Consider the following 21241-nt stretch of genomic DNA (forward strand, 5'->3'; position numbering starts at 1 on the left):
TGAACACCGTCGCGGTCCGCAGACTTCACGTCACCGAGTGGAGATCACCAACGGCATCACTTCCGAGATGCGGGCAATCGGGGTGGTGTTCGGCGCTGTGAACAGCCCGTTGCCGAGACCGTCGAGCAGGACCAGGGCGGCGAAGAGGCCGTAGGGGAAGTCGGTGGGCAGGGTGAGGAGCCCAGCGAAGGAGGCGGCCGTCACGACGCATCCGGCGACGGCGAACGGCTGGGCGCCCCATCTGTCCGGCCGGGCTGCGGACACCGGTCCGGCCGCGAGGAAGCCGATGGTGGGCGTTCCGCCGACGAGGCCGGCGAGCACCCAGGGGTTGGTCGGCGATGACCCAGCCACGGCGATCGCGGCCCACGATGTGCGGTCGACGACCAGGCGGCGCAGCGTGCGCACCTGGCGGGGGGCGTTCCAGCCCAGTGCGCCTACCACCTTCCTACGGTGCCCGTAGGTGGCGGCGAAGTGGCCGTTCGACGGGTCGCCGTAGAGGATCCGCATCTCCGCGTCCGGCGGGAAGATTCCGTACGCCTGGATCCTGGTGTCGTGCTGGTCGGTCCAGAAGTAGGGCACCGGAGTGAACGCAGTCGCGTCGCCGAGCAGGTTGCCGGCCGCGGCCATGGCCTGTTCGACCCGCCCGTCCCCGGGACGGCCTACTCGAGTGGCCAGACCCTGGTCTTCCAGCCCCTGCACCAGAGCGGTCATCGACGGTTGGGCGATGCCTTCCAGACTCATGCTCTGCCGCTCCGACAGAACGTGTCTGACCATCCCGGTGGCCAGCTCGTTCAGCGCCGCCGCCACCTCCTGGAGACCCTCTTCGGTTGTCTCGCCCGTACCCTCATGTATATATCATATTTCTATTCTCTATCTATATAGACAATCTATATAGAGGAGGGATATGCGTGTCGTGGACCGTCAGGGGTTCTGGTCACAACCAAGGCGCCACGGTGGCTGGCGCACCGCCCGGAAGCCGCCGGAGAAGCCCACAAGATCACCACAGAGCTGCTGACTCGGTGGAGTGTCGCCGAGGGCGCGGCCGACTCGGTGCTGCTGACGGTCTCCGAACTTGTCATCAACGCCGTGGAACATGTCCAGCCTCCACCGAACATCGGACTGAGCCTCGACCCGGGCACCGTCGATCAGCTCACCGCCGCGCACGGCGACCGTGCGGAACCCGGACGCGCCGTCCACTGGGCCGACGTCACCAGCGTGCCCTGACCCGACCGCGCGGCGGCAGGCTGCGCCGGATGACGGCACCCGGCCGCCGCAGGGAGCGGCAGCCGTCGTCGAGCACGGCGATTCTCATGTCTGCGAGCGCGAAGCGTGATGGCCTTCCCCCAGGGGTGATGGCCAGAGCGAAGCCGACCACGGACTGCACGGGATGCGGGATTGTGCCTTTCATTGGAACGTTGTCGTGTTCGAGGGGCCCCGCATGGCTGGAGCACGGTGGTGCCCGCCCCGCACCAGGCCCGGCGGCCTCCCTGTGGAGCTGAGGTCGTCGGCGGGATACGAAGAGGAAGGCGACCATGGCCTCAGCCACCTCGCCCACCGCCCTGGTGCTCGCACACGGTGCATTCGCGGACGTATCGAGCCGGTCACGTGTGGTGGCTCGTCTCATCGGCGAGGGCGTGAGCGCCGTTGGGCCGCCCAAGCTCGCGTACGTCAAAGGGCTGGTCTTCGTCGAGTCCTTCGGGGTCGATCAGGGCATGTCCACGCTCGGCTCGAACGAGGGCTGTCCGCCCGCCGAACTGGACAGCGCGCAGACGGCGTTCGGCGAGCCGCCGGCCTTTGAGCCGGGCTGGAAGTCGCTCCCGAACCGGTTCGTCGTTGCCGACCATGCCATCAGCCCCGACGCCGATTCCGTCGGACCAGAACCAGAACAGGCGCGAGCCCGAAGGGCCGCCCAGACGGGAGGTCCGAACTGTTGCGATGGGAGTACGTCACTGAGTCACTACTTCGTCCGCACCCGATGTCTCGAAACGAGGAGTCGTGTCCCATGCTCGCCATTCACCTCACCCAGTTCGGGGAGCCGGAGAAGAGCCTGAAGGTTGTGGACGTGCCCGAGCCCCCGGCTCCCACCGCCGGGCAGGCATTGATCCAGGTCGAGTATGCCCCGCTCGACCACCACGACCTCCTCCTGGCTCAGGGCGTCTACCCCGTTCGCCCAGAGCTGCCCACTGCCATCGGCAACGAGGGCGTCGGCACGGTCGTGTCCATGGGGCCCGGCGTCACGGAGGTTCGTCCCGGTGACAGAGTCCTGCTTCCCTTCGGCGTATTTTCCTGGTCCGAGCAGGTCGTGGCCGAGGCCGCGGACCTGGCCGCCCTGGACAAGTCCATCAGCCTCGATCAGGCCGCGATGCTCGGCATCAATCCCGTCACCGCGGGGCTCCTGGTCGCGCGGCGCGACCTGCCGGCAGGTTCCTGGGTGGTGCAGAACGCGGCGAACAGCGGGGTAGGTCGGTCCGTCATCGTCTTCGCCAAGGCGCGCGGGCTGCGCACGATCAACATCGTGCGCCGCGCGGAACTCGTGACCGAACTCGAAGACCTTGGCGCCGACGTCGTGGTCGTCGACTCGGCGGACGTCGGCACGCGCGTACGTGAGGCGATCGGCGCTGACCCGGTGCTCCTCGGTCTCGACGGCGTCAGCGGAACGGCGACCGCGCTGTTGCTGGACGTGCTGACCGACGGCGCCCTGCTGGTGATCTACGGATATCTGAGCGGCCGGCCGTTCACGCCCGACCCTGACGTGCTGAGGACGAAGAACATCACCACGACGGAGTTCTGGATGTACGAGGACGAGTTCCTTCCTCGCCTTCCGGCTCTGAACGCGGAGTCCGCGCGGCTGGTCGCCGAGGGAAGACTCGTCCTGCCCTCCGCGCCCGTCTACAAGGCGGCGGACTTCACCGAGGCACTCGCGTACTTCCGGAAGAACGGCAAGGTCCTCCTGGACTTCAATCCGCATCGCGCGTAGGCACCGCCACACCTGCCGCTGAAACCGGGACCACCCCGAAAGGAAGTGGCCGGAGGCGATCACACAACCGCTGCAGGGCCGCCGAAACCGCCCCGACACACAATCAAGGACGAGCAGCATGACCGTACACAGCACCATCGGCATTCTCGGTGCGGGACAGGTCGGCCGAGCCGTCGCCGACAAGGCCGTCCGTCACGGACATGAGGTACACATCGGCAACAGTCGGGGCCCGGAGACACTCAAGGCGGTCGTGGAGCAGCTGGGGCCGAAAGCCCACGCGGTGACAGCCGAGGAGGCGGCGCAGCCGGACCTGGTCTTCCTCGCGGTGCCGTTCTTCGCCGTACCGGACCTGACCGGCGTCACCGACTGGTCCGGGAAGACCGTCGTCGACACGACGAATCAGTTCGCCGCTGCCAACCCCTGGCGGGGCCGGTACGACGTCGGTGACCTCACGGGCAGTGAATGGATCGCCGAGCGCCTGCCCGGAGCGCGGATCGTGAAGGCGTTCAACACCCTGTTCGCCGAGTTCATCGCCGCGGACCCCCAGCACGAGGAAGGCTGTCAGGTGGTCTTCTACGCAGGCGACGACGCCGACGCGAAGGCGGCTGTGGCCGGCTTGCTGGACGAGTTCGGGTTCGCCGCCCTGGACCTCGGTGGTCTGCGAGAGGGCGGGCGGCTGATGCAGCTCGACGGTCCGCTCAGCGCACGGCACTTCCTGCTTCAGAATGCGAGCTGACGCCCCCGCCCGTCGCACGCGCGCCCAGCGTCGAGGAGGAACGCATGAGCCGTCGTGTCGTCCATACTCGCGGTGGGTCGCCCGCCGACGTCCTGCGGGAGGCCCGAGACTGCGCTACCGGATCCTGCATGTCGCAGCTCGCCCCACCCGCGGCGGCCGCCGCCTACGGCTGCGGATCTCCGCGACCTGGCCCTGGAGACATGAACCGGCCACCGCTTTCCACCGGCTCGCTGTCTTGCCCCGCCCAGCCGGCTGACGGCTACCCGTCCCAGCCATGGATGATGAGAGACGTCTCGTCATCGCAACCGAAACAGCGAGGCCAGCAGACAGCGTCCCGCCAGCCCTTGATGGCCCCGACGGTTCCGCCGGCGGCGCGCAGGTCCAGGACGTGGGGCGGACACGGGTGCAGGTGTTTCCTCGTCCGTGTCGCCCGTACGATGACTGCATGACAGTCCGCCGCGCCCTTGGCACCGGTCCCCAGGCCCCGCAGAGCATCCGCGCGGCGCAGGCCGATCTCCTCGACGCCCTCCCCGGGGTCCGCCTGCCCGACCTTGAGGAGCTGCGAGCGCGTGGAGTACTCAGCGCTCACCCGGCGATGCCTCCGGCGACGCGGCGGACCCTTGGTACCGGCGGCCGCGACGGGATTCCCCTTCGCCTCTCCTGACACGGGCTCAGCGGCAGTGCGCGCTCGTCTGTCAGCAGTTGCCGGTTTGGATTGAGTGCCGGAATTGGTTGGGGCTGCGGCTGCGGCTGCGCGGCGGATCACCTGTCGAGGGACCAGAGTTCGCTGCCTCGGTCCAGCTCGATGATCCCGACAGTCCTGCGGTCCTCCACGGAGTATGTGGCCGAGGATGTCGAGGACGGCTTGTCAGCTCCGTCTCAGGAGCAGGAAGTGGCTATTGTGGCCGTGCCATGCGAAGGAGGCCCAGCATGACGATTCAGCGGATGGACAACGTCCTCATCGTCGTCGACGACCTTGAGGCTGTCATTGCGTTCTTCGTCGAACTCGGCATGGAGCTGGAGGGTAAGGGGCCACTCGAATGGCGTGGGGCGGAGCGTGTCATCGGGCTCGATGACGTCCGGCAGGACATCGCCATGCTGCGGGTTCCGAACGGCCACGGGCGAGTAGAGCTGGCGAAGTTCCACAGGCCGAAGGCCATCACCCCCGAGCCGAAAGACGCGCCGGCGAACACGCTCGGCCTGCGTCGCGTCATGTTTGCCGTCGACGACATCGAGGATGTCGTTGCCCGCCTGCGAGCCCACGGCGCCGAACTCGTCGGCGAGATCGTGCAGTACGAGAACATCTATCGGCTCTGCTATGTCCGCGGCCCCGAAGGCATCGTCGTCGGACTCGCCGAGCAACTCAGTTGAAGGGCGCCGAAGGGGTCGTGCACCCACAGGGAACGGACACCCGGCCGGCCTTGAGGCAGCCGGCCATCCTTTGTCGGCGGATCAGGAAGAATCGCGCAGGTGGGCAGCGGAGTGCCGCTGGATGCGCGGAATGACTTCGACCTGCCGGGCGGTGCACCGTGACAGCGTCACCGTCTCCGCCGCGCCGAGGAGACGACCTCCACGAGGAGACGACCTCCACGAGGAGACCGTCCTGATGCCCGAACTCGGCCTGGGGGCTGGAACGGAGCGGAAGCCACCCACCGCGCCAGCCCCCCACCGGCTCAGACTCGGTCCGCCGCGATCAGCAGGTAGTGGAAGCTGCCCTCCTTGTACGCCGTCAGGAAGGGGTCCTCGACGCCTGTGACCAGCGAGGACTTGGCGCGCAGCTCCCAGTAGGGGATGGTCGCGTCGGTGAGGTCGACGACGTTCATCGGGACCAGACCGTTGGCGGCCATGGCCTTGAAGTAGGCGCTGCGGGGGTGGATGTTGCAGGTGTAGTGCTCGTCGATGCGGCTGACGGCCTTGGAGCGGCCGCCCGTCACATCGTTGTAGCAGCCCGTGATGACGACGTAGCGGCCGCCGAAGGCCAGTTGGCGGGCGTGCTCGGCGAAGAGGTCGAACAGGTCCACGTACATGGTGGATTCGTTGTTCCAGATGCCCTGGAACGCGCCGGTCGGAAGACCGGTGTCCAGCATGTTGCGGAAGTGGTAGCGCACCTTGTCGCCCACACCCCGCTCGCGGGCCTGGCCGTTGGCGAACTCGACCTGAGCCTCGGAGATGGAGACACCGTCGACCTGGCAGCCGAAGCGGGCGTTGGCCATGATGCTGGTGCCGCCGCGGCCGCAGCCGGCGTCCAGCAGACGGTGGCCGGGGGCGATGGGCCCGAGGTGATCGAGCAGGACATCGGCCTGGGCCGACTCCAGGCGGTGCAGTTCGGCGATGATGCGCTCGTCGCGGGTGTCCTCGGGGCCGTCCAGGACGGAGGGGTCGTAGTCGCCGATGCCGTAGTGGTGGTGGTACAGGCCGTCCACGTCGCCCAGGCGCAGGTTGACCGGGTTCTTCTCGGCGTTCCAGTAGTCCGCCACGGACTTCTGGTACGCGGTGCGCAGGACGGGAGCGGGGGTAGTGGTCATGAGAGTGGGGCTCCTAGCAGAGTGCGGAAGTCAGGAAGTGGTGGAGGCGTAGCGCTGGCTGCCGCTGTGCCAGGCGCGGTTGCCGCCCAGCCAGGCCCACACCCCGGTGAGGAAGCGGCGCAGCTGAGGTGAGCCGGTCAGAGCCAGTGCCGCCGCCTCGGTCTCGAAGGTGCGGACGAGCTCGTCGTGGATCGCCGCACTGCGCTCGATCGCCTCGCGCGGCGTGCAGCGCTCCTCTGCGGCGATCACGGCCGGCAGGTTGAACTCCACGCTGTCCGACTTGTGTTCCTTCGCCATCGAGTACAGGTCGTTGACGAGCGTGGCGGCGGTGGACGCCACGGTCACGGCACGGCGGACGCGCGGATCGGCGTACTCCGCGCCGGGCAGTACGTAGCCGCCCACCATGTCCGTCATCGCGACGCACGGCACGAAGCTGTTGATCTGACGGTGCGCCAGGTACTCCCAGACGGCGGGCATCCGGCCCTGGGTGCGCCAGGACCCCTCCTGTCCGTAGCCCACGAACAGGACCGCGACCTCGTGGCGCAGCCGGGCCAGTTGGGACCAGTCCGCGTATCGGGCCATGTGTGCGAAGGCGGAGCGCAGGGCGGTGCGCACCGGGTCGTCCTGCATGGCCTTCTCGACGGCGGGAACGTAGCGGAGTGGAGGGTGGGCGGGGTCGATGGCAGCGTAGGCGACGCCGAGCTGCGCGCCGAGCAGCGCCGGCGCGGACCCCATCGTCTCGTCGTCGCAGTAGTAGTCGTCCGTGGCCCACTCCGCCAGGGCGCACTTGCCGGCAGCCAGCAGCCGGTCCGGGTCGTCGGTGTCCGGGTGCGCCAGCATCATCAGGCGCCCGAAGTCCGCCGCGCGGACACGGTCGAGGCGCCCGGCGTAGAGGCCGATCTCTTCGGCCCACGCCAGCAGGCGGGTGTTGACCTCCTCGGCGAGCGCCGGGTCGTCGCGGAGCGCGGGCGGGCAGTACAGCTCCGGGACCTCGGTTCCCTCGGCGTCCTTGCGCCTGGCCGTGATCCGCGCGGCCGACGTGCCCAGCCCCGTCGGTCCGGTCGGCAGGGCGGTCCTTCGCGCCGGCCCCTCCGGGCGGGCACCGGGGTGCTCGGCGAGCAGCTCGGCCACGATCCGCGCCACGTCGTGACGTGCCGTGGGTGCCGCGATCCGGGACAGCAGTGACACAGACTTCTCCTTACGACGGCGTGCCGAAGACCTCGACGTTCTCCAGGACGCCGAGCGCGTCCGGCACGAGAACGGCCGCCGAGTAGTAGGTGCTGACCAGGTAGGAGATGACCGCCTGCTCGTTGATGCCCATGAACCGGACGTTCAGGCCCGGCTCGTACTCGTCCGGGATCCCGGTCTGCCGCAGGCCGACGACGCCCTGCTCACCCTCGCCCAGCCGCATCGCGAGGATCGCGGAGGTGCCCTGCTCGGAGACCGGGATCTTGCCGCACGGAAGGAGGGGGACGCCGCGCCAGGCCGGTACGGGGTGTCCGCCGACCTCGGCGGTGTCGAACGCGAGACCCCGCTTGTTGCACTCGCGGCCGAACGCGGAGATCGCCCTCGGGTGGGCGAAGAACGCCTTCGTCCCGCGCCGCATGCTGAGCAGCTCGTCCAAGTCGTCCGGGGTGGGCGGGCCGGAATGGGTGGAGATGCGCTGCCCGTAGTCGGCGTTGTGCAGCAGTCCGAAGTCAGGGTTGTTGACCAGCTCGGACTCCTGGCGCTCGCGCAGGGCCTCGATGGTCAGCCGCAGCTGTTGCTCGACCTGGTCCATCGGGTCGTTGTAGAGGTCCGCGACCCGGCTGTGCACTCGGAGGACGGTCTGCGCGACGCTCAGCTCGTACTCGCGGGGCCGGAGTTCGTAGTCGACGAACGTGCCCGGCAGCACCGGCTCGCCCGTGTGACCGGAAGCGAGGGCGATGGCCGCCTCACCCTTCTTGTTCCGCGGCCGTGCCTTCTCCGCCTGGCACTGCCGGACGTGGGCCCGCAGCCCCTCGTTCCGGCCCGCCACTTCCTCGTACGCTTCCCGAGGCAGCGCCAGCACCGTGCACGCCGTCAGCGCGCGAGCCGTGAACTCCCACGTGCCCGGCTGCTCGGCGACCATCTGCCCGCCGAAGAACCCTCCGTCTGCCAGCACGCCGCGACGGGTCTCCTCGCCGTACTGGGCCGGCACGAGCTTCTCGACCTTGCCGTGCGCGATCAGGTAGACGTGGTCGACGGCCCGGCCCTGCCGGGCAATCACCTGGCCGGGTTCGTATGCGCGCTGCTCGCAGCGCTCGGCCAGGGCCCGCAGCACCGCCTCGTCGCCGAAACCGCGCAGCAGCGGCAGCTCGCCCAGTTCCGCGGGGACGACCTTGACCGCGGTGCCCTCCTGGACGAACGTCACCCGGCCGTCGCCTATCGCGTACACCAGCCGCCGGTTGACCCGGTACGCTCCGCCCGCCACCTCCACCCAGGGCAGCATCCGCAGCAGCCACCGTGAGCTGATGCCCTGCATCTGCGGCACGGTCTTGGTGGTGGTCGTCAGGTTCCGCGCGGCGGCGATCCCGAGACTGAGCTGAGCCCGGCCCGCTGAGTGGTCGGGCTGCTCCGGCTGCGACATCCTGGTCCCTTCGTATGGGCGCCTGCATCAAGAAGGAGCCTGTACAGGCCGGTCGGCTCGTGAGGCTCCTGTGGCGCAAGTGAATCAACGTCAGATGATGTTGGTCGAGACGGCCGGAGGAAAATCCGACATGTTTGCGCCACTGGACGAGCGGGGGACGCACCTTCCCACCTGGCTCCCTTGACGGTCAGAGGTGGTCGATACATCCACTATGTCGTGATGGCCGTCTGGGTCCTGCATCCTGGGCGGGCGGATCCGGTGTGGTGCGTGAGCCCTGATGCCCGTGCAGCCTTCGAGCGAGGTGGCCGATAACCTCCACCGGCGAGCGCCGGTCGGAACGGTCGTGCTTGAGGGAGGGCGGCCGCGCGGACCGGCTGGTCAGCGGCTGTTGGCCGGCCGTGGGGGCCCGCTGGCATTGGCCCTCGTCGATGCCGGTTCATGGCTCGGTACCCGGGCAAGCTGAACAGCGCGGGCACGTCCGGGGTGCGGCAGGGGCACCCCCGGCCGTACCCCGGACTCACGCCCGGAGGCGTCTAGGCGGACTTGGCCGTCGCCCGGACGCCGAAGTGGACGTACCGGTTGCCGTCGGCGAGGGCGTAGAACACGACGGGTATCCAGGCGTCCTTCTCGTTGCGGCGGCCGGCGAACACCGTCTTCGCCGGCGTGTGCGAGACCGGGGTCAGGTGCCAGACCAGTGGGTCGAAGGTGCCCGCCAGGCCGTCCGCGCCCTCGTACCTCAGCCGTAGCGTGCCGGGGCCGCCGTCGCCGTCGGTGATGGTCATGAGGAAGCCCTCGCGCTTGTAGCTGCCGAGGAACGGTTCCGTCTGCACGGCCAGGGGTTCGGTGGCCGGGGCGAATCCGGGCATGGTGACCCCGGCGAGTTCGGCGCAGAGCTCGCGGCAGAGAGTCTCGAACACCTTGGGCGCGGCGCCGCCGCCATTGGTCAGCAGGGCGATGGCGAGGCCCTTCTCCGGGATGGCGCGCAGGTAGGCGAGCTGGCCGAAGGTGCTGCCGTCGTGGCCGAAGCCGCGCGCGCCGTCCCACTCGAACAGGCCCCAGCCCAGGCCCCAGTGGGCGCCGAGGAACCACTGGTCGGGCATCTCGACCTCGCGGGTCAGCATCGCGTCGACCACGGCGGCCGGCAGTACCCGGGTGCCGTCCGGCGCGGCACCGCCGTCCATGAAGGCCCGGGCGAACCGGGCCACGTCGGCGGCGGTCGCGCTGATCCCGCCGTACGGGCCCGCCGAGCGCGGCAGCATGTTCCAGAGCGGGGTGGGGACGGGGGTCTCGCCCGGCTCGCCCATGTGCCCCATGGCAGCGCGGAAGCGCAGCACCTCCTCGGGCAGGGTCATGGTGTGCTCCAGCCCGAGCGGGGCGAGGAGCAGCTCCTTGAGCGCTTCGTCCCAGGTCTGGCCGGTGACCACCTCGACGATCCGGCCGAGGACGTTGTAAGCGGTGCTGGAGTACGACATGGTGACGCCGGGCGGGTTGGTCAGGCCGACGGTGCGCACACCCTCGATGTAGCGGGCCAGGCAGTCGTCGCCCCGGCCGGTGTCGTTGACGTAGTCGCCCTCGATGCCGCTGGTGTGGTTGAGCAGCTGGCGCGGAGTGATCGTCCGGGTGGCCCCGGCGTCGGCGACCGCGAAGTCCGGCAGGACGTCCGCGACCGGCGCGTCGAGGTCCAGCTTCCCGGCGTCGGAGAGCAGGACCACCATGGCGGCGGTGTAGCCCTTGCTGACGGAGCCGATCTGGAACACGGAGTCCGTGGTCACCGTGACGCCGGTGCCGGTGTGCAGGACGCCGGCGGCCAGTTCGTGGATCTCGCCGTCGGCGAGCACGGCCAGGGTGGCGCCGGGGATGTGGTGGGCGGCGAGCAGCTCGCCGAGCCGGGCCTGCCAGCGGGCGGTGTCGAACGCCGGGGCGCCGTCGTTCACGCCCAGCGCACGGTTGACCGTACGGGCCACGTCGCGGTCGGTCTCTTCCAGGATCTTGGCCACCTCCTGGTCGACAAGCTTCGATACTTCCCGGCTCAGGTTTTCCGACATGCTGGCTCCCTCGTGGTCACGGTGGAAAGGCGCGGGTGGGTTGGGGGCGGGGCCTGGCGGCTAGCCGGCGCTGCGGTTGCGCCGGCCGACGAGCCCGGTAAGCGAGGCGACCGTCGTACGCGGCGGCTGCCGGAGGTCGCGGTCCGGGTGCAGGACGCTGCGGCACGTGGCCCAGGCGAGTGCGCCGAGGGCGAAGCCGTAGCAGGAGACCAGCCCGTGCCCGTTCTCCTGCGCGAACCACATCGCCAGCCCGAGCACCGGCACGCCGAGCGCGAGCAGCCGGTTCTTGCGGACGGCCTTGCCGCGGCTCGCGCCCTGGTCGTCGGAGCCCTGCTCGGCACCGTGGCCGACGGCCTTGCCGGGGTTCTCGTCGGCTCCGCCGCGCAGCAGCAGGGCCGCGGCCAGCGTCGCGCCCAGGAAGTAGGTGGCGCCGGAGCTGCCGGCGAAGTTGCGGGGGTCGGTGCTGTGGGAGGTCTGGCCCCACAGCTTGTCGATCTGCTCCGGCAGCAGGATGCCCGCGGCGAACAGGCCGAGCGTCAGCGGCGCACCCCAGAACCAGTCGGCGAAGGCCGCGACGGCGGCAAGGGTGGCGATGTTCCAGGCCGCCCCGCCGAAGCCGCCGTTCTGCATGAAGACCGAGGTGACCACGCGCCACCAGCCGGACTTCGACGGGTCTGCGTCGAGCGCGCCCATCGCTCCCGACCAGCAGAGCTGGAGGGCCACCCCGGCGAGCGCGAGCCCGGACAGGCCGACGGCCGCCCAGGGTATCCGCCGCCGTTCCAGCGTGCTCTGGCCGACCAGGGCCAGACCGCCGTTGAACATCAGCACCATCAGTGCCGCCGTGGTCACGTTGAACAACAGGATGTCCATCGTCACCACCCCCCTCCGAGCCGTATGCAATGTTGCCGATCATGACGTTAGTGCGTTCCGGGGAATTTTCAAACAGTGTTTGAAAGCTGGTGAGGCTCGCTAGACTGCGGCCGTGAAGCTGACCGCAGACCGGATCGTCGACGCGGGGATGACGGTGTTCGCGCAGACCGGCTACCACGGCTTCTCCGTGCGCCAGGTCGCGGACCGGCTCGACGTGCACGCCGGCAGCCTCTACTACCACGTGCCCAGCAAGGCCGCGCTGCTCCAGCTGATGGCCGACCGGGTGGTCCGGCAGGCGTACGAGGCCGGAACCGCCGCCCTGGCCGGACTGCCCGCGCAGGCAGGCTGGCCGGCGCGGATCACGGCGCAGGCCGTCGCCCTGCGCCAGAGCATCCGGCAGCACCCCGGTGGGGCGATCATGCTCGCCGGCAGCCCGAAGACCCTCAGCCCCGGCGCGCTCTCGCTGATGGAACGGTTGCTCGCCACCCTCGCCGAGGGCGGCGTGCCCCCGGAGCACTGCGGCACCGCCGCCGACACCGTGCTCAGCCACGTCACCGGCTACGTGCTCCAGGAACAGAGCGATCCACCCGCGGTGCCGGTCACCGCCGAGGACGTCGCCGCCCTCCACCGGAGCTTCCCCCGGACGGTGGCCGCCGCGGCCGCGCAGGGGCCGGACGAGAAGTTCGCCCGCAGCCTGGACCTGCTCTGCGCCGGCATCGGGACGCTGATCCGGCCGCTGTCCGAGGGGCCGCCGTCCGAAGCACCGGACGGGAGGGGCCGGTGATCCGAGTTGGAGATTCGCCGCTGGCAGGCGGCGACCCTGTCGGGAATCTTGTCGGCGGTCTTTGTGCGGATGAAGGGTCGGCGGCGCTGGTCGCCGTCCGGGCGGAGCCGCCCGACCTGCTCCGACAGCGTCCGCCCGTTCTTCTTCAGCGGCGCGGGCAGCCCGACTGTCCCCTCCGCACCCGACTCGAGCTGCTCGACCGTCGGCGCATCAACACACAGTCGCACCAACGACACCCGGCACCATCCGTCGCGCCACATGCGGCTGGAGTTCTAGGCGACCTTGGGGCCGCACCGCATGCCGATGTAGACACAGGCCGTGCCGTCCTCCAGGGTGGAGAAGACCACGGGCATGTAGTCCTCGCTGAACGCCGCGCCCACCCCCGTACCCGCGAAGACGCTCTCCGTCACTGGTACCAGGTCTATTTCCAGCGGCTCGGAGAAGTCCTTCATACCGTCGACGAACTCGTACACCACGTGGCCCGCACCGTCCCGCTCGGTCACGGTGATGACCACGCCCTCGCGCCGGTACGTGCCGACGAAGGGCGTGAAGTCGACCACGGGCGGCTGGGCCGGCGGGGCGAAGGGCTCCGGCATCGTCACCCCGGCCAACTCGGCGAGGAGTTCCCGGTAGAGCGCCGCGTACAGTTCGCGCGCACCGCCGCCGTTGGTGAGCAGCGCGACCGCGACGCCCGCCGTCGGCACCACGCGCAGATAGCCGTACTGCCCGATCGAGGCGCCGTCGTGCCCGTATCCCTGGATGCCGTTCCAGTCGTACAGGGTCCAGCCCAGGCCCCAACCGTCCGCGCTGACGCTCCACTTGTCGGGGGAGTCGACCACGCGCCGCTGCATCAGCTCGACCGTCTCCTCGGAGAGCACGCGTGCGCCGTCCTGCGCCACACCGCCGTTGAGGTGCATCTGCGCGAGCCGTGCGAGGTCCCCGGCCGTGGCGATGACCCTGCCGTAGGGGCCGGCCGAGCGCGGCATCAGGTCCCAGGACGGTGCCGGTTCGGGGTCCTGGCCCGCTTCGCCCAGGTGCCCCATCGCCGCACGGAACCGCAGCGCCTCCTCGGGAAGCGTCATCGTGTGCGTGACGCCGAGCGGGGCGAGGAGTAGGTCCTTCAGGGCCTCGTCCCAGGTCTGGCCCGTCACCACCTCGACGATCCGGCCGAGCACGTTGTACCCGATGCCGCTGTAGGAAATCGCGGTGCCGGGCGGGCAGTCGAGCGCCACGTCCTTCGCGGCGTCGACGTACTTGGCGAGGCAGTCGTCGCCGCGCCCGCTGTCGTAGGTGAAGTCGCAGGTGAGACCACTTGTATGGCTGAGCAACTGGCGCATGGTGATCGCCTTGGTGGCCTTGGTGTCGGCGACCGAGAACTCCGGCAGCACGTCCACGACCGGCGCGTCCAGGTCCAGTCGGCCCGATTCGACGAGCCGCATGATCAGGGTGGCGGTGTAGATCTTGGCGATCGAGCCCATCTGGTAGACCGAGTCGGTCGTCGCCGTCACGCCCGTGCCGCGGTGGAGCACACCACTGGCCAGCTCGTGGACGGTCCCGTCCACGAGGATCGCGAGGGAGGCGGCCGGGACGTGGTGCTTGGCGCGCAGTGCGTCGAGGCGGTTCTGCCAGTGGACGAGGTCCAGCTTCTTGCCGGCCGAGTCCCTGGTTTCCCAGTCGCCCTGTGCTTCGCAGCTCACGTTCTTCGACATGTCAGCCCCCATCTGCCGCGTACGGCGCTCCTTCGATGCGAACACTGTACGCATGACGTAACGCTGTACGCAAGATGCGTACAGCGTGCGCTAACGTGGTGGGGACGATGAACGTGGGACGAGCAGAGACGAGGGCCGCATGCCAGCCGACGAGAAGCCGACCGCCTCGGTGTGGACCCGGCCGCGCCCCCGGCAGCGGGAACACCTGACCCGCGAGCAGATCGTCGCCGAAGCGATCCGCCTGCTGGACGCGGAGGGCGTCGAGGAGCTCAGCATGCGCAAGCTCGGCACCCGCCTGGGCACGGCGGCCACCTCCCTGTACCGGCACGTGGCCAGCAGGGACGAACTGATCGAGCTGGTCGTGGACGACGTCTACGGCGAACCGGACGTACCGACCGCCGTCGACCGGACCCGGTGGCGCGAGGCCGTCACCCGCAGCGCCACCGAACTGCGGGCCATGACCCTGCGCCACCCGTGGATCGCCCCCGAACTGGGCCAGGTCGGCCTCGTCCACATCGGCCCGAACGCCATGCGGATGTCGTCGGCGCTGCTCGCGCAGTTCGAGGCGGCGGGCTTCCCCGCAGACGAGATGGACCGTGCCATGAGCACGCTCATGGCCTACGTCATCGGGATGGCGACCGCCGAGGCCGCGTACCTCTCACTGATCACCCGCAGCGGCAAGACCGAGCAGGAGTGGGTGGCGGGCCTGCGACCGGCCTTCGACGAGGCCACGCGCGAGCACCCGCGGCTGCGGGCGGGAAGCTCCGCCCAGCAGGACGTGCACCCGAAGCGGATCCGCGATGACAACTTCGCGTACGGGCTCGACCGCGTCCTCGATGGCCTGGCGGCCCGGCTCACTCCCTGACGACCAGGCCCGGCAGCTCGGCCTGGTCAACTGCTGGCGGCGTCGTACGAGGTGAGGCACGAGCAGCGGCGCAAGGCCCGTCACGCCGCCCTCGCGTCCCCACCGGCGAGGAACGGACGCAGCAGCGTGAGCAGGGCACGCGGCCGGTGCAGCGGGATGATGTGGCCGCAGTCTTCGATGATGTGTCCGACGAGATCGTCGGCGATCGGGCGGAGCTGGCGTTCCAGCGCGGCACCGACTGGCCGGGCGCCCAGCGCCATCGTCGGTACCGTCAAGCGGGTAGTGGTGAGCGCCTGCTCGATCTGTACCGCGCTCTCGGGCAGTGCCCGGTAGTACGAGAACGCACAGCTCAGCGCCTGACGGCCGGTGTATGCGCGGACGAAGGCGTCTCGGATGGCGGGGCGAACCCCGTCGCCGAGCGTGCCGTTGCGCAGAAACCAGTCGACGTAAGCGGCCTCGTGGCCCTCCAGCACCGTCTCGGCGAGGCCGGGCGCGGCGGAATGGAAGCCGAACCACCAGGGCGGCCCGTCGGCAAGGAAGTCCTCGGCGCCGGGCAGCCTGCCCAGCAGGGACTCCATGACGACCAGGCGCCGAACGAGACGGGGGCGGCGCAGGGAGAGGAGGAAGGCCGGCGCCGTGCCCGCGTCGATGCCCACCACCGCGGCCGAGGACACGCCGAGCGCAGCGAGAAGTGCCGCCGCGTCCTCGGCCAGGGTGCCCGCGTCGTACCCGGAGGCGGCCCGGCTGCTCGCGCCGAATCCGCGCAGGTCCGGTGCGATGACGCGGTAGCGGTCGGACAGATCGGCCATGACGTCCGTCCACAACTCCCAGGTATGCGGGAAGCCATGCAGCAGCAGGACGGCTGGGCCCGATCCCGCGAGGGCGACGTTCAGTTCGACACCGTTGACGGGAATGCATCGCAGCTCGGGCATGGAAGGCTCCAGGCATGTGGTGAGGAATGGTGACAAGGTCACGTTAGGGAACTAGCCTGGTCTGCCCAAGACGGTACTTTCCCTTCAGGTGGTGAGCCCCAGGTGACCACGTCGAGGCCCGGCGGACATGACCAGCGGCCCGGTGAGCGCGGTGACCTGCTGGATCCGCGCTGCCCGACCCGCCAGTTGCTCGACCGCATCGGAACCAAGTGGATGTCGATGGCGGTCAAGGTGCTGGCCGAGGAGGCTCCGGGCGAGCTCCGCTTCGCGGAACTGCGGCGCCGTATCCCGGGGATCTCACAGAAGATGCTGTCCGCCACCCTGCAGAGCCTGGTCCGCGACGGACTGGTCGCGCGCCGCGTGGAATCCACCGTGCCGCCCGCAGTCCACTACCGGCTCACCGAGCTCGGCCTGTCCCTCGAAGGACCGCTCTCCGCCCTGCGGGTCTGGGCCGAGACACACATGCCGGAGATCGGCCGCAACAACCAGCTTGCCGACGAGTCAACCCTCGACCAGGGCGTGCGTCGAGTGAGCTGGTGACACCGACTTGTTGATGACCGTGACGAGGGCGGTCGCCTCGTAGCCGACGTCGGCAGGCTGTACCGCGTGGCCACGGGCCAGTCCCTCTTACGGCGATTGACGCCGCACTCGACCGCATGATGCTTGCGGCAGTCGACCGGTCGAACTGGGCCGCGTCCGGGTACCCCGCGTCGGGCTTGGCGGGCCCCACCGGGCGGACACAGGTGCGGTTCCGAGCGGACACCGGTGGGGTTCCGGGCGTGGCGGCGGCCGACGAGCTGCGGTAGCCGGGGCCGATTCAACCGATCACGGGCACTTCTGGAACCTGGGCTCACCGACGACCAATGAATCGCCGCCGTCGTCGGCCAGGTTGTCAGGCACACCACTGTCCGCGCAGCGGCGAGAGTGACGGTGTCTCCATGAAAGGGTCGGTGTTCGATCCGGCCGTGTCTGGTAATCACTCGGATTCGTAGCGTCAAGGGTTTCACCAACTTTGCTGGCTCATGGGATGGTGCCGTTTCCACTCGCCTTCTGCCATACGTAGCGTGCGACCTGGGCGTGGGTCGCGTACCAGACATCACCGCGGGCACTGATGTGGTCCAGCAGTTCCTCCAGGACCACGATCCGCGAACGGTGCCCGATGATGTGCGGGTGCATCGTGAGCTGGAAGAGGCCGCCTTCCGAATGAGCGGCGTCGAACTCGTCCCGCCACAGGGGAATCAGCTCCCGGGGCGGGGTGTAGGGGCGCACGCCGGAGTGGCGGTCCAGCGCAGCCTCCCAGGTTCTGGAGGCACTCGGCGCCAACAGCCAGTCCGCATTCCGCGCGAACAGCGATGACCCCGACGAGCAGCTGGCGTGGCGACGGCTGACCGCCTGGCACGGTGACCGGCTTGACGAGATCATGGAGGAATACGGCTGGCCAACGGCGGAACTTGTCGGCGAGGAGGCCGCACGCGCGGCGTGGCTGATCGCTCAGCACGCCGACCGGCAGCTCGACGTCCAGCGTCGTGCACTCCAGTTGATGCAGCAGGCGGTGTCGGCCGGGTCGGCCAGCCCGCGCGAGCTGGCCTTTCTGTACGACCGCACGCTGGTCAATGAGGGCCGCAAGCAGGTCTACGGCACTCAGATCGCCGGCGTGAAGGACGGGTCACCGGTTCCGTGGCCCTGTGAAGAGCCCGAGCGCATGGACGAACTCCGTGCGGAAGTCGGCATCGAGCCCTTCGACGAGTACGTCGCCAAGTTCTCCATGGCGTGACGCCCGCTTCCAGTCGCGTCCGGTGGACCACTGCCCAGGCTCACCTGCCGCGGGCAATGATCCGCCGGACAGACCTTAGGCGTTGAGGGACTCCGCGGCCTCACGGATCACGTCGAGGACGAAGTCGGGATGCGAGAGCATGGGAACGTGGCTGCTGTCCACGGGACGGATATTGGCGCCCATGCGCTCGGCGGCGGACCGCTCCAGGTCGGGGTGCACGGTATGGTCGTTGTTGGCGACGATGTACCAGCTTGGCTTCGTCCGCCAGGCGGTGCCGGGAACCTGCTGGTTGAACAGGTCCGCCACCGGCACAGCGCCCGTCGCCAGGACCAGCTTCTGCTCCGCTTCGGGGAGGTCGCCGCAGAAGTGCGGGACACCCGAGGGCTTGAGCCACACGCGGCCGTCAGCGACGTCCACGTGCTCGAAGATGGGCGTGCGGGGGAATTTGTCCTGATGTTCTTGCGACGTCTCGTCCTCGTCCGGGGCGAGTGCGGCGATGTACACCAGAGCGCCGACGCGGTCGTGGGTACCCGCTTTGGTGATCAGGGTCCCACCGTAGGAGTGACCGACTAGCACGATCGGGCCGGGGACGTGGTTGAGCGTGAAGTTGACGCACGCGACGTCACTTTCGAGCGAGTCGAGGCCGTGCTGTGAGGCGAAGACCTCGTGCCCTTCAGCCTGAAGCGTGGGGATGAGCTTGTTGAAGCACGACCCATCCGCCCAGAGTCCGTGGGCGAAGACAATGCTGGGCTTGCCCGCCATGACATTTCCTCCTACGGAGAGATCAAATATGTAGTATTGCGCCATATTGCACGTTCAGTGCCTACTTTTGTGTGATGGCAAGGCGTGTCGCCCCCATGCCAATCGTTGGACCTACGAGGTTGAACGTGTTGTCGTGGTGGTCATGTGTTGATGATCAGGCTCGTTTCGGCGGGCAGCCGTCCATGGGGTCGCTGCGGTACTGGATGTGGCACAGGCCGCGTCGGATACGCTGAATGAGGTGCTCTGGCGTGCTGAAAGCGATTGTGGAGTGTCAGCTGAAGGCCGGCTCGTCGGCGAGGTAGGGCGGGGCGGGCTCGTACTGGATGTACTGGCGCACGGCGCGGGCATGGGCGCGGCCGTGGAGTCGGCCGATGAGCCACAGGGCCATGTCGATCCCGGCTGAGACACCCTGACTGGTGATCAGGTTTCCGTCGACGACGTAGCGGGCGTCGTGGACCACGGTGATGTCACCCCGGGCCTGGAGAGTGTCCTCGAACTGGTAGTGGGTTGCGACGCTTCGGCCGCGGGCCGGGCCTGCCTCGTGCAGCAGCAGGGCTCCGGTGCACACGCTGGTGGTCCATGCAGTGTCGGCGGCGGTGGTGCGAATCCAGTCGATGAGCACAGGGTTGGACACTTCACGGCGCGTGCCGTTGCCGCCCGGGACCAGCAGGATGTCCAGCGGAGGGTGATTGTCCAGGGTGTGGTCCGGCAGGACCCGCATGCCCTTGTTGCAGCGGACGGCGCCGGGGCGTTCGGCGATGAGCAGCACGGTGTCGGCGTGTTCGCGCAGCATCGAAGAGGCGGTGAACACCTCCCACGGTCCGGTGAAGTCCAGCTCCTCCGCTCCGTCGAAGATCAGTATCCCGTAGGTGGTCATATGTACTCCCTGGTGGATCGGAATCGGTCGCGGTAGTCGGACGGTGCGACACTCAGATGCCGGTGAAAGGCGCGGCGCAGCGTCTCCGCGGTGCCAAAGCCGTACCGACGCGCGATGGCCTCGACGGGGTGGGTGCTCTCGGCGAGCGCCCGCTTGGCGGCCTCGATGCGTACGCCCTCGACATACGCCGCGGGCGGGACGCCGAGCTCGGCTGTGAACCTGCGCTGGAGGTGGCGGGGGCTCAGACCGGCGTGCGAAGCGAGATCGTTGATGCCATGCCGGGCTCCGGGATCAGAGTGGATCGCCGCGACCACGGCGCGGATGGGGTCACTTGCGGGCTGCGCGGACCACAACGCCACGCTGAACTGCGACTGGCTGCCAGGGCGGCGCAGAAACAACACCATCTCCTGCGCGGCGGCGTGGGCGACCTCCCGGCCCAAATCGTCCTCCACCAGGGCGAGCGCGAGGTCCATCCCCGCCGTCACCCCGGCCGACGTCCAGACCCGCCCGTCCCTCAGGAAGATCGGATCGCAGTCGACGACCACTTCGGGATGCTCCCGGGTGAGCTGCTCCTCGCGCGCCCAGTGCGTGGTCACCCTCCGCCCGTGAAGCAGTCCGGCGGCGGCCAGTAGGAACACCCCGCTGCACACGGAGGTGACGCGCCGTGCGGTGGCCCCCGCGGTGGCGATCCAACGTGTCAGTGTCGGATCGTGCCGAGCCTGATCGATTCCGTCGCCGCCGGCCACCACCAACGTATCGATCCCAGCAGGGTTCAGATCGGCCACGCCGTAGGGAGCGTGTACCGAGACCCCGCTGCCGGACGGCACCGGGCCCGGCAGCGGTGCCGTGATCTGGCAGGAGTATCCGCCGGTGAGCCGCCCGGCGTACTGGAACACCTCGTGCGGGCCGAAGAGGTCCAGGGGTTGGAAACCCTCGAAGACGACGAAGACGATGCGGCGCTGCTTCACCCCTCCACTCTGTGATCGGACGCCGATGGCGTCAACGACACACACCCCACGCTTCGCGCCATGGCGAGGGTGTGACGGCAGCAGTTGGACGGCAAGGGACGGGCCGGCCCGCCGACACAGCCTTCCTCCGGCACCGGTTGAGACCGGGCCGCGCAGGACGAGGCCCGTGTCGACGGGGGCTCGCGCAGGTGCTTCAGTTGCCCCTTGGGGATCACGACGTAGTGCGCCGTGTGGCCCAGGAGGTACATGGCGTGCCGACGCTGGGGTGTGCAGCGCGCCGCCGTGCTTCGGGCGGCGGTAGGCGAGCCAGGAGCCGACCGCCCGGTCCAAGGCGTCGCCGTCGAGTCGCGGGCCAGCAGTCGGTGCACCGCGGATTCGGACGGGGTCAGTCGGCGCGGCAGCTTGGAAGCCGTGCCTGTTCAACGCCAACCGGAACCTCGGGCCCAGCGCGCGCCCCACACTTCGAGCGCGCCTGCGACGCCTGGCCTGCCCGACCTGACCGACCTGCCGGTCGAACTGGTCGGACGCCGGCGCTTCGACCGTGTGGTCAGAATGCCGAAGCCGTTGCGTGCCTACGACTCAGAGGGCGGCCGGTCGCCCATGCACGGAACGGAGTTCCGCCTGCCGAAGGCGGAGACCTTGCAGGAGGCGGCAGTGGTGACCGTGAACGACAGGCCCCGCTATGGAAAGGTTGAGGTCCCGGTGACCGTGGCGCGCCACCATAGGTGCTCCTCTCCCCGCGAGGGCCAGCTTGCGGGGGAGTCGGCGGGGCTGGCGGTCGGCGGAGCACCTGGTGGCCCTGCGCGCGT

General features: G+C 69.3%; 21 protein-coding genes. 8 read left to right on the forward strand and 13 right to left on the reverse strand.

What is annotated here, in order from left to right; all coding sequences use genetic code 11:
• Positions 1-30 precede the first annotated feature (30 nt).
• Positions 31-741, reverse strand: coding sequence for an oxidoreductase C-terminal domain-containing protein (locus AQI95_RS50100; RefSeq protein ID WP_208614081.1), 711 nt, complete (start codon positions 739-741; stop codon positions 31-33).
• Between the two features lie 345 nt (positions 742-1086).
• Here AQI95_RS50100 and AQI95_RS48790 point away from each other — a divergent pair, with 345 nt between their 5' ends.
• Positions 1087-1224 (forward strand): hypothetical protein, encoded by a 138-nt coding sequence (locus AQI95_RS48790; protein WP_244188653.1) that lies wholly within the window; start codon positions 1087-1089, stop codon positions 1222-1224.
• Positions 1225-1601: 377 nt separating this feature from the next.
• Here AQI95_RS48790 and AQI95_RS47220 read toward each other — a convergent pair whose 3' ends face one another.
• A complete protein-coding gene (locus AQI95_RS47220) occupies positions 1602-1844 on the reverse strand; it encodes a hypothetical protein (protein ID WP_159056470.1) in 243 nt (80 codons plus the stop codon).
• 158 nt (positions 1845-2002) lie between these two features.
• Between AQI95_RS47220 and AQI95_RS06240 the strand changes: the two genes are divergently transcribed.
• The 3 genes from AQI95_RS06240 to AQI95_RS06255 all read left to right on the forward strand — a co-directional run bounded on the left by AQI95_RS06240 (position 2003) and on the right by AQI95_RS06255 (position 5084).
• Entirely contained in the window at positions 2003-2977 is a 975-nt protein-coding gene (locus AQI95_RS06240; protein ID WP_067118497.1) for a zinc-dependent alcohol dehydrogenase family protein, read from the forward strand.
• Between the two features lie 118 nt (positions 2978-3095).
• Complete coding sequence (locus tag AQI95_RS06245) at positions 3096-3713, forward strand: NADPH-dependent F420 reductase (RefSeq protein WP_067118500.1); 618 nt, start codon at positions 3096-3098, stop codon at positions 3711-3713.
• 930 nt (positions 3714-4643) lie between these two features.
• Positions 4644-5084, forward strand: a complete 441-nt coding sequence (locus AQI95_RS06255) for a VOC family protein (protein WP_067118506.1) — start codon at positions 4644-4646, stop codon at positions 5082-5084.
• 302 nt (positions 5085-5386) lie between these two features.
• Here AQI95_RS06255 and AQI95_RS06260 read toward each other — a convergent pair whose 3' ends face one another.
• The 5 genes from AQI95_RS06260 to AQI95_RS06280 all read right to left on the reverse strand — a co-directional run bounded on the left by AQI95_RS06260 (position 5387) and on the right by AQI95_RS06280 (position 11761).
• A complete protein-coding gene (locus tag AQI95_RS06260) occupies positions 5387-6238 on the reverse strand; it encodes a geranyl diphosphate 2-C-methyltransferase (protein ID WP_067118509.1) in 852 nt (283 codons plus the stop codon).
• A 30-nt stretch (positions 6239-6268) separates the two neighbouring features.
• A complete protein-coding gene (locus AQI95_RS06265; RefSeq protein ID WP_067118512.1) occupies positions 6269-7426 on the reverse strand; it encodes a family 2 encapsulin nanocompartment cargo protein terpene cyclase in 1158 nt (385 codons plus the stop codon).
• A 10-nt stretch (positions 7427-7436) separates the two neighbouring features.
• A complete protein-coding gene (locus AQI95_RS06270; RefSeq protein ID WP_067118515.1) occupies positions 7437-8846 on the reverse strand; it encodes a family 2B encapsulin nanocompartment shell protein in 1410 nt (469 codons plus the stop codon).
• Between the two features lie 533 nt (positions 8847-9379).
• Positions 9380-10891, reverse strand: coding sequence for a serine hydrolase domain-containing protein (locus AQI95_RS06275; RefSeq protein WP_079071082.1), 1512 nt, complete (start codon positions 10889-10891; stop codon positions 9380-9382).
• Between the two features lie 60 nt (positions 10892-10951).
• Positions 10952-11761 (reverse strand): hypothetical protein, encoded by an 810-nt coding sequence (locus tag AQI95_RS06280; protein ID WP_067118858.1) that lies wholly within the window; start codon positions 11759-11761, stop codon positions 10952-10954.
• Between the two features lie 112 nt (positions 11762-11873).
• Between AQI95_RS06280 and AQI95_RS06285 the strand changes: the two genes are divergently transcribed.
• Entirely contained in the window at positions 11874-12545 is a 672-nt protein-coding gene (locus AQI95_RS06285; protein WP_067118520.1) for a TetR/AcrR family transcriptional regulator, read from the forward strand.
• A gap of 272 nt (positions 12546-12817) precedes the next feature.
• Here the strand turns inward: AQI95_RS06285 and AQI95_RS06290 are convergent, their stop codons facing one another.
• The gene (locus AQI95_RS06290) at positions 12818-14254 is read right to left on the reverse strand and encodes a serine hydrolase domain-containing protein (protein WP_067118523.1); all 1437 of its coding nucleotides are present in this window, start codon (positions 14252-14254) and stop codon (positions 12818-12820) included.
• A 139-nt stretch (positions 14255-14393) separates the two neighbouring features.
• On the opposite strand from AQI95_RS06290, the gene AQI95_RS06295 reads away from it, so the two are divergent.
• Positions 14394-15119, forward strand: a complete 726-nt coding sequence (locus AQI95_RS06295) for a TetR/AcrR family transcriptional regulator (protein WP_067118525.1) — start codon at positions 14394-14396, stop codon at positions 15117-15119.
• A gap of 80 nt (positions 15120-15199) precedes the next feature.
• Here AQI95_RS06295 and AQI95_RS06300 read toward each other — a convergent pair whose 3' ends face one another.
• Positions 15200-16051 (reverse strand): alpha/beta fold hydrolase, encoded by an 852-nt coding sequence (locus tag AQI95_RS06300; RefSeq protein WP_067118529.1) that lies wholly within the window; start codon positions 16049-16051, stop codon positions 15200-15202.
• A 102-nt stretch (positions 16052-16153) separates the two neighbouring features.
• On the opposite strand from AQI95_RS06300, the gene AQI95_RS06305 reads away from it, so the two are divergent.
• On the forward strand, positions 16154-16591 hold the full coding sequence (locus AQI95_RS06305) for a winged helix-turn-helix transcriptional regulator (RefSeq protein ID WP_067118532.1): 438 nt from the start codon (positions 16154-16156) through the stop codon (positions 16589-16591).
• 480 nt (positions 16592-17071) lie between these two features.
• Here the strand turns inward: AQI95_RS06305 and AQI95_RS06310 are convergent, their stop codons facing one another.
• A complete protein-coding gene (locus AQI95_RS06310) occupies positions 17072-17374 on the reverse strand; it encodes a polysaccharide deacetylase family protein (RefSeq protein WP_208614082.1) in 303 nt (100 codons plus the stop codon).
• Between AQI95_RS06310 and AQI95_RS06315 the strand changes: the two genes are divergently transcribed.
• Positions 17355-17825 carry a DUF6624 domain-containing protein gene (locus tag AQI95_RS06315; RefSeq protein ID WP_067118538.1) on the forward strand — a complete coding sequence of 157 codons (471 nt, stop codon included), beginning with the start codon at positions 17355-17357 and terminating at the stop codon, positions 17823-17825. The two genes, AQI95_RS06310 and AQI95_RS06315, sit on opposite strands and share 20 nt — an antisense overlap.
• 75 nt (positions 17826-17900) lie before the next feature.
• On the opposite strand, the gene AQI95_RS06320 is transcribed toward AQI95_RS06315, so the two are convergent.
• From AQI95_RS06320 to AQI95_RS06330, 3 genes are all read right to left on the reverse strand, one after another.
• Positions 17901-18587, reverse strand: a complete 687-nt coding sequence (locus tag AQI95_RS06320) for an alpha/beta hydrolase (protein WP_067118541.1) — start codon at positions 18585-18587, stop codon at positions 17901-17903.
• A gap of 271 nt (positions 18588-18858) precedes the next feature.
• Positions 18859-19464, reverse strand: a complete 606-nt coding sequence (locus AQI95_RS06325) for a DJ-1/PfpI family protein (RefSeq protein ID WP_067118544.1) — start codon at positions 19462-19464, stop codon at positions 18859-18861.
• On the reverse strand, positions 19461-20432 hold the full coding sequence (locus AQI95_RS06330) for a GlxA family transcriptional regulator (protein ID WP_067118547.1): 972 nt from the start codon (positions 20430-20432) through the stop codon (positions 19461-19463). The genes AQI95_RS06325 and AQI95_RS06330 overlap by 4 nt, the downstream gene beginning before the upstream one ends.
• Between the last annotated feature and the right edge of the window lie 809 nt (positions 20433-21241).

Source organism: Streptomyces yokosukanensis (genome assembly GCF_001514035.1).
Lineage (GTDB): Bacteria > Actinomycetota > Actinomycetes > Streptomycetales > Streptomycetaceae > Streptomyces > Streptomyces yokosukanensis.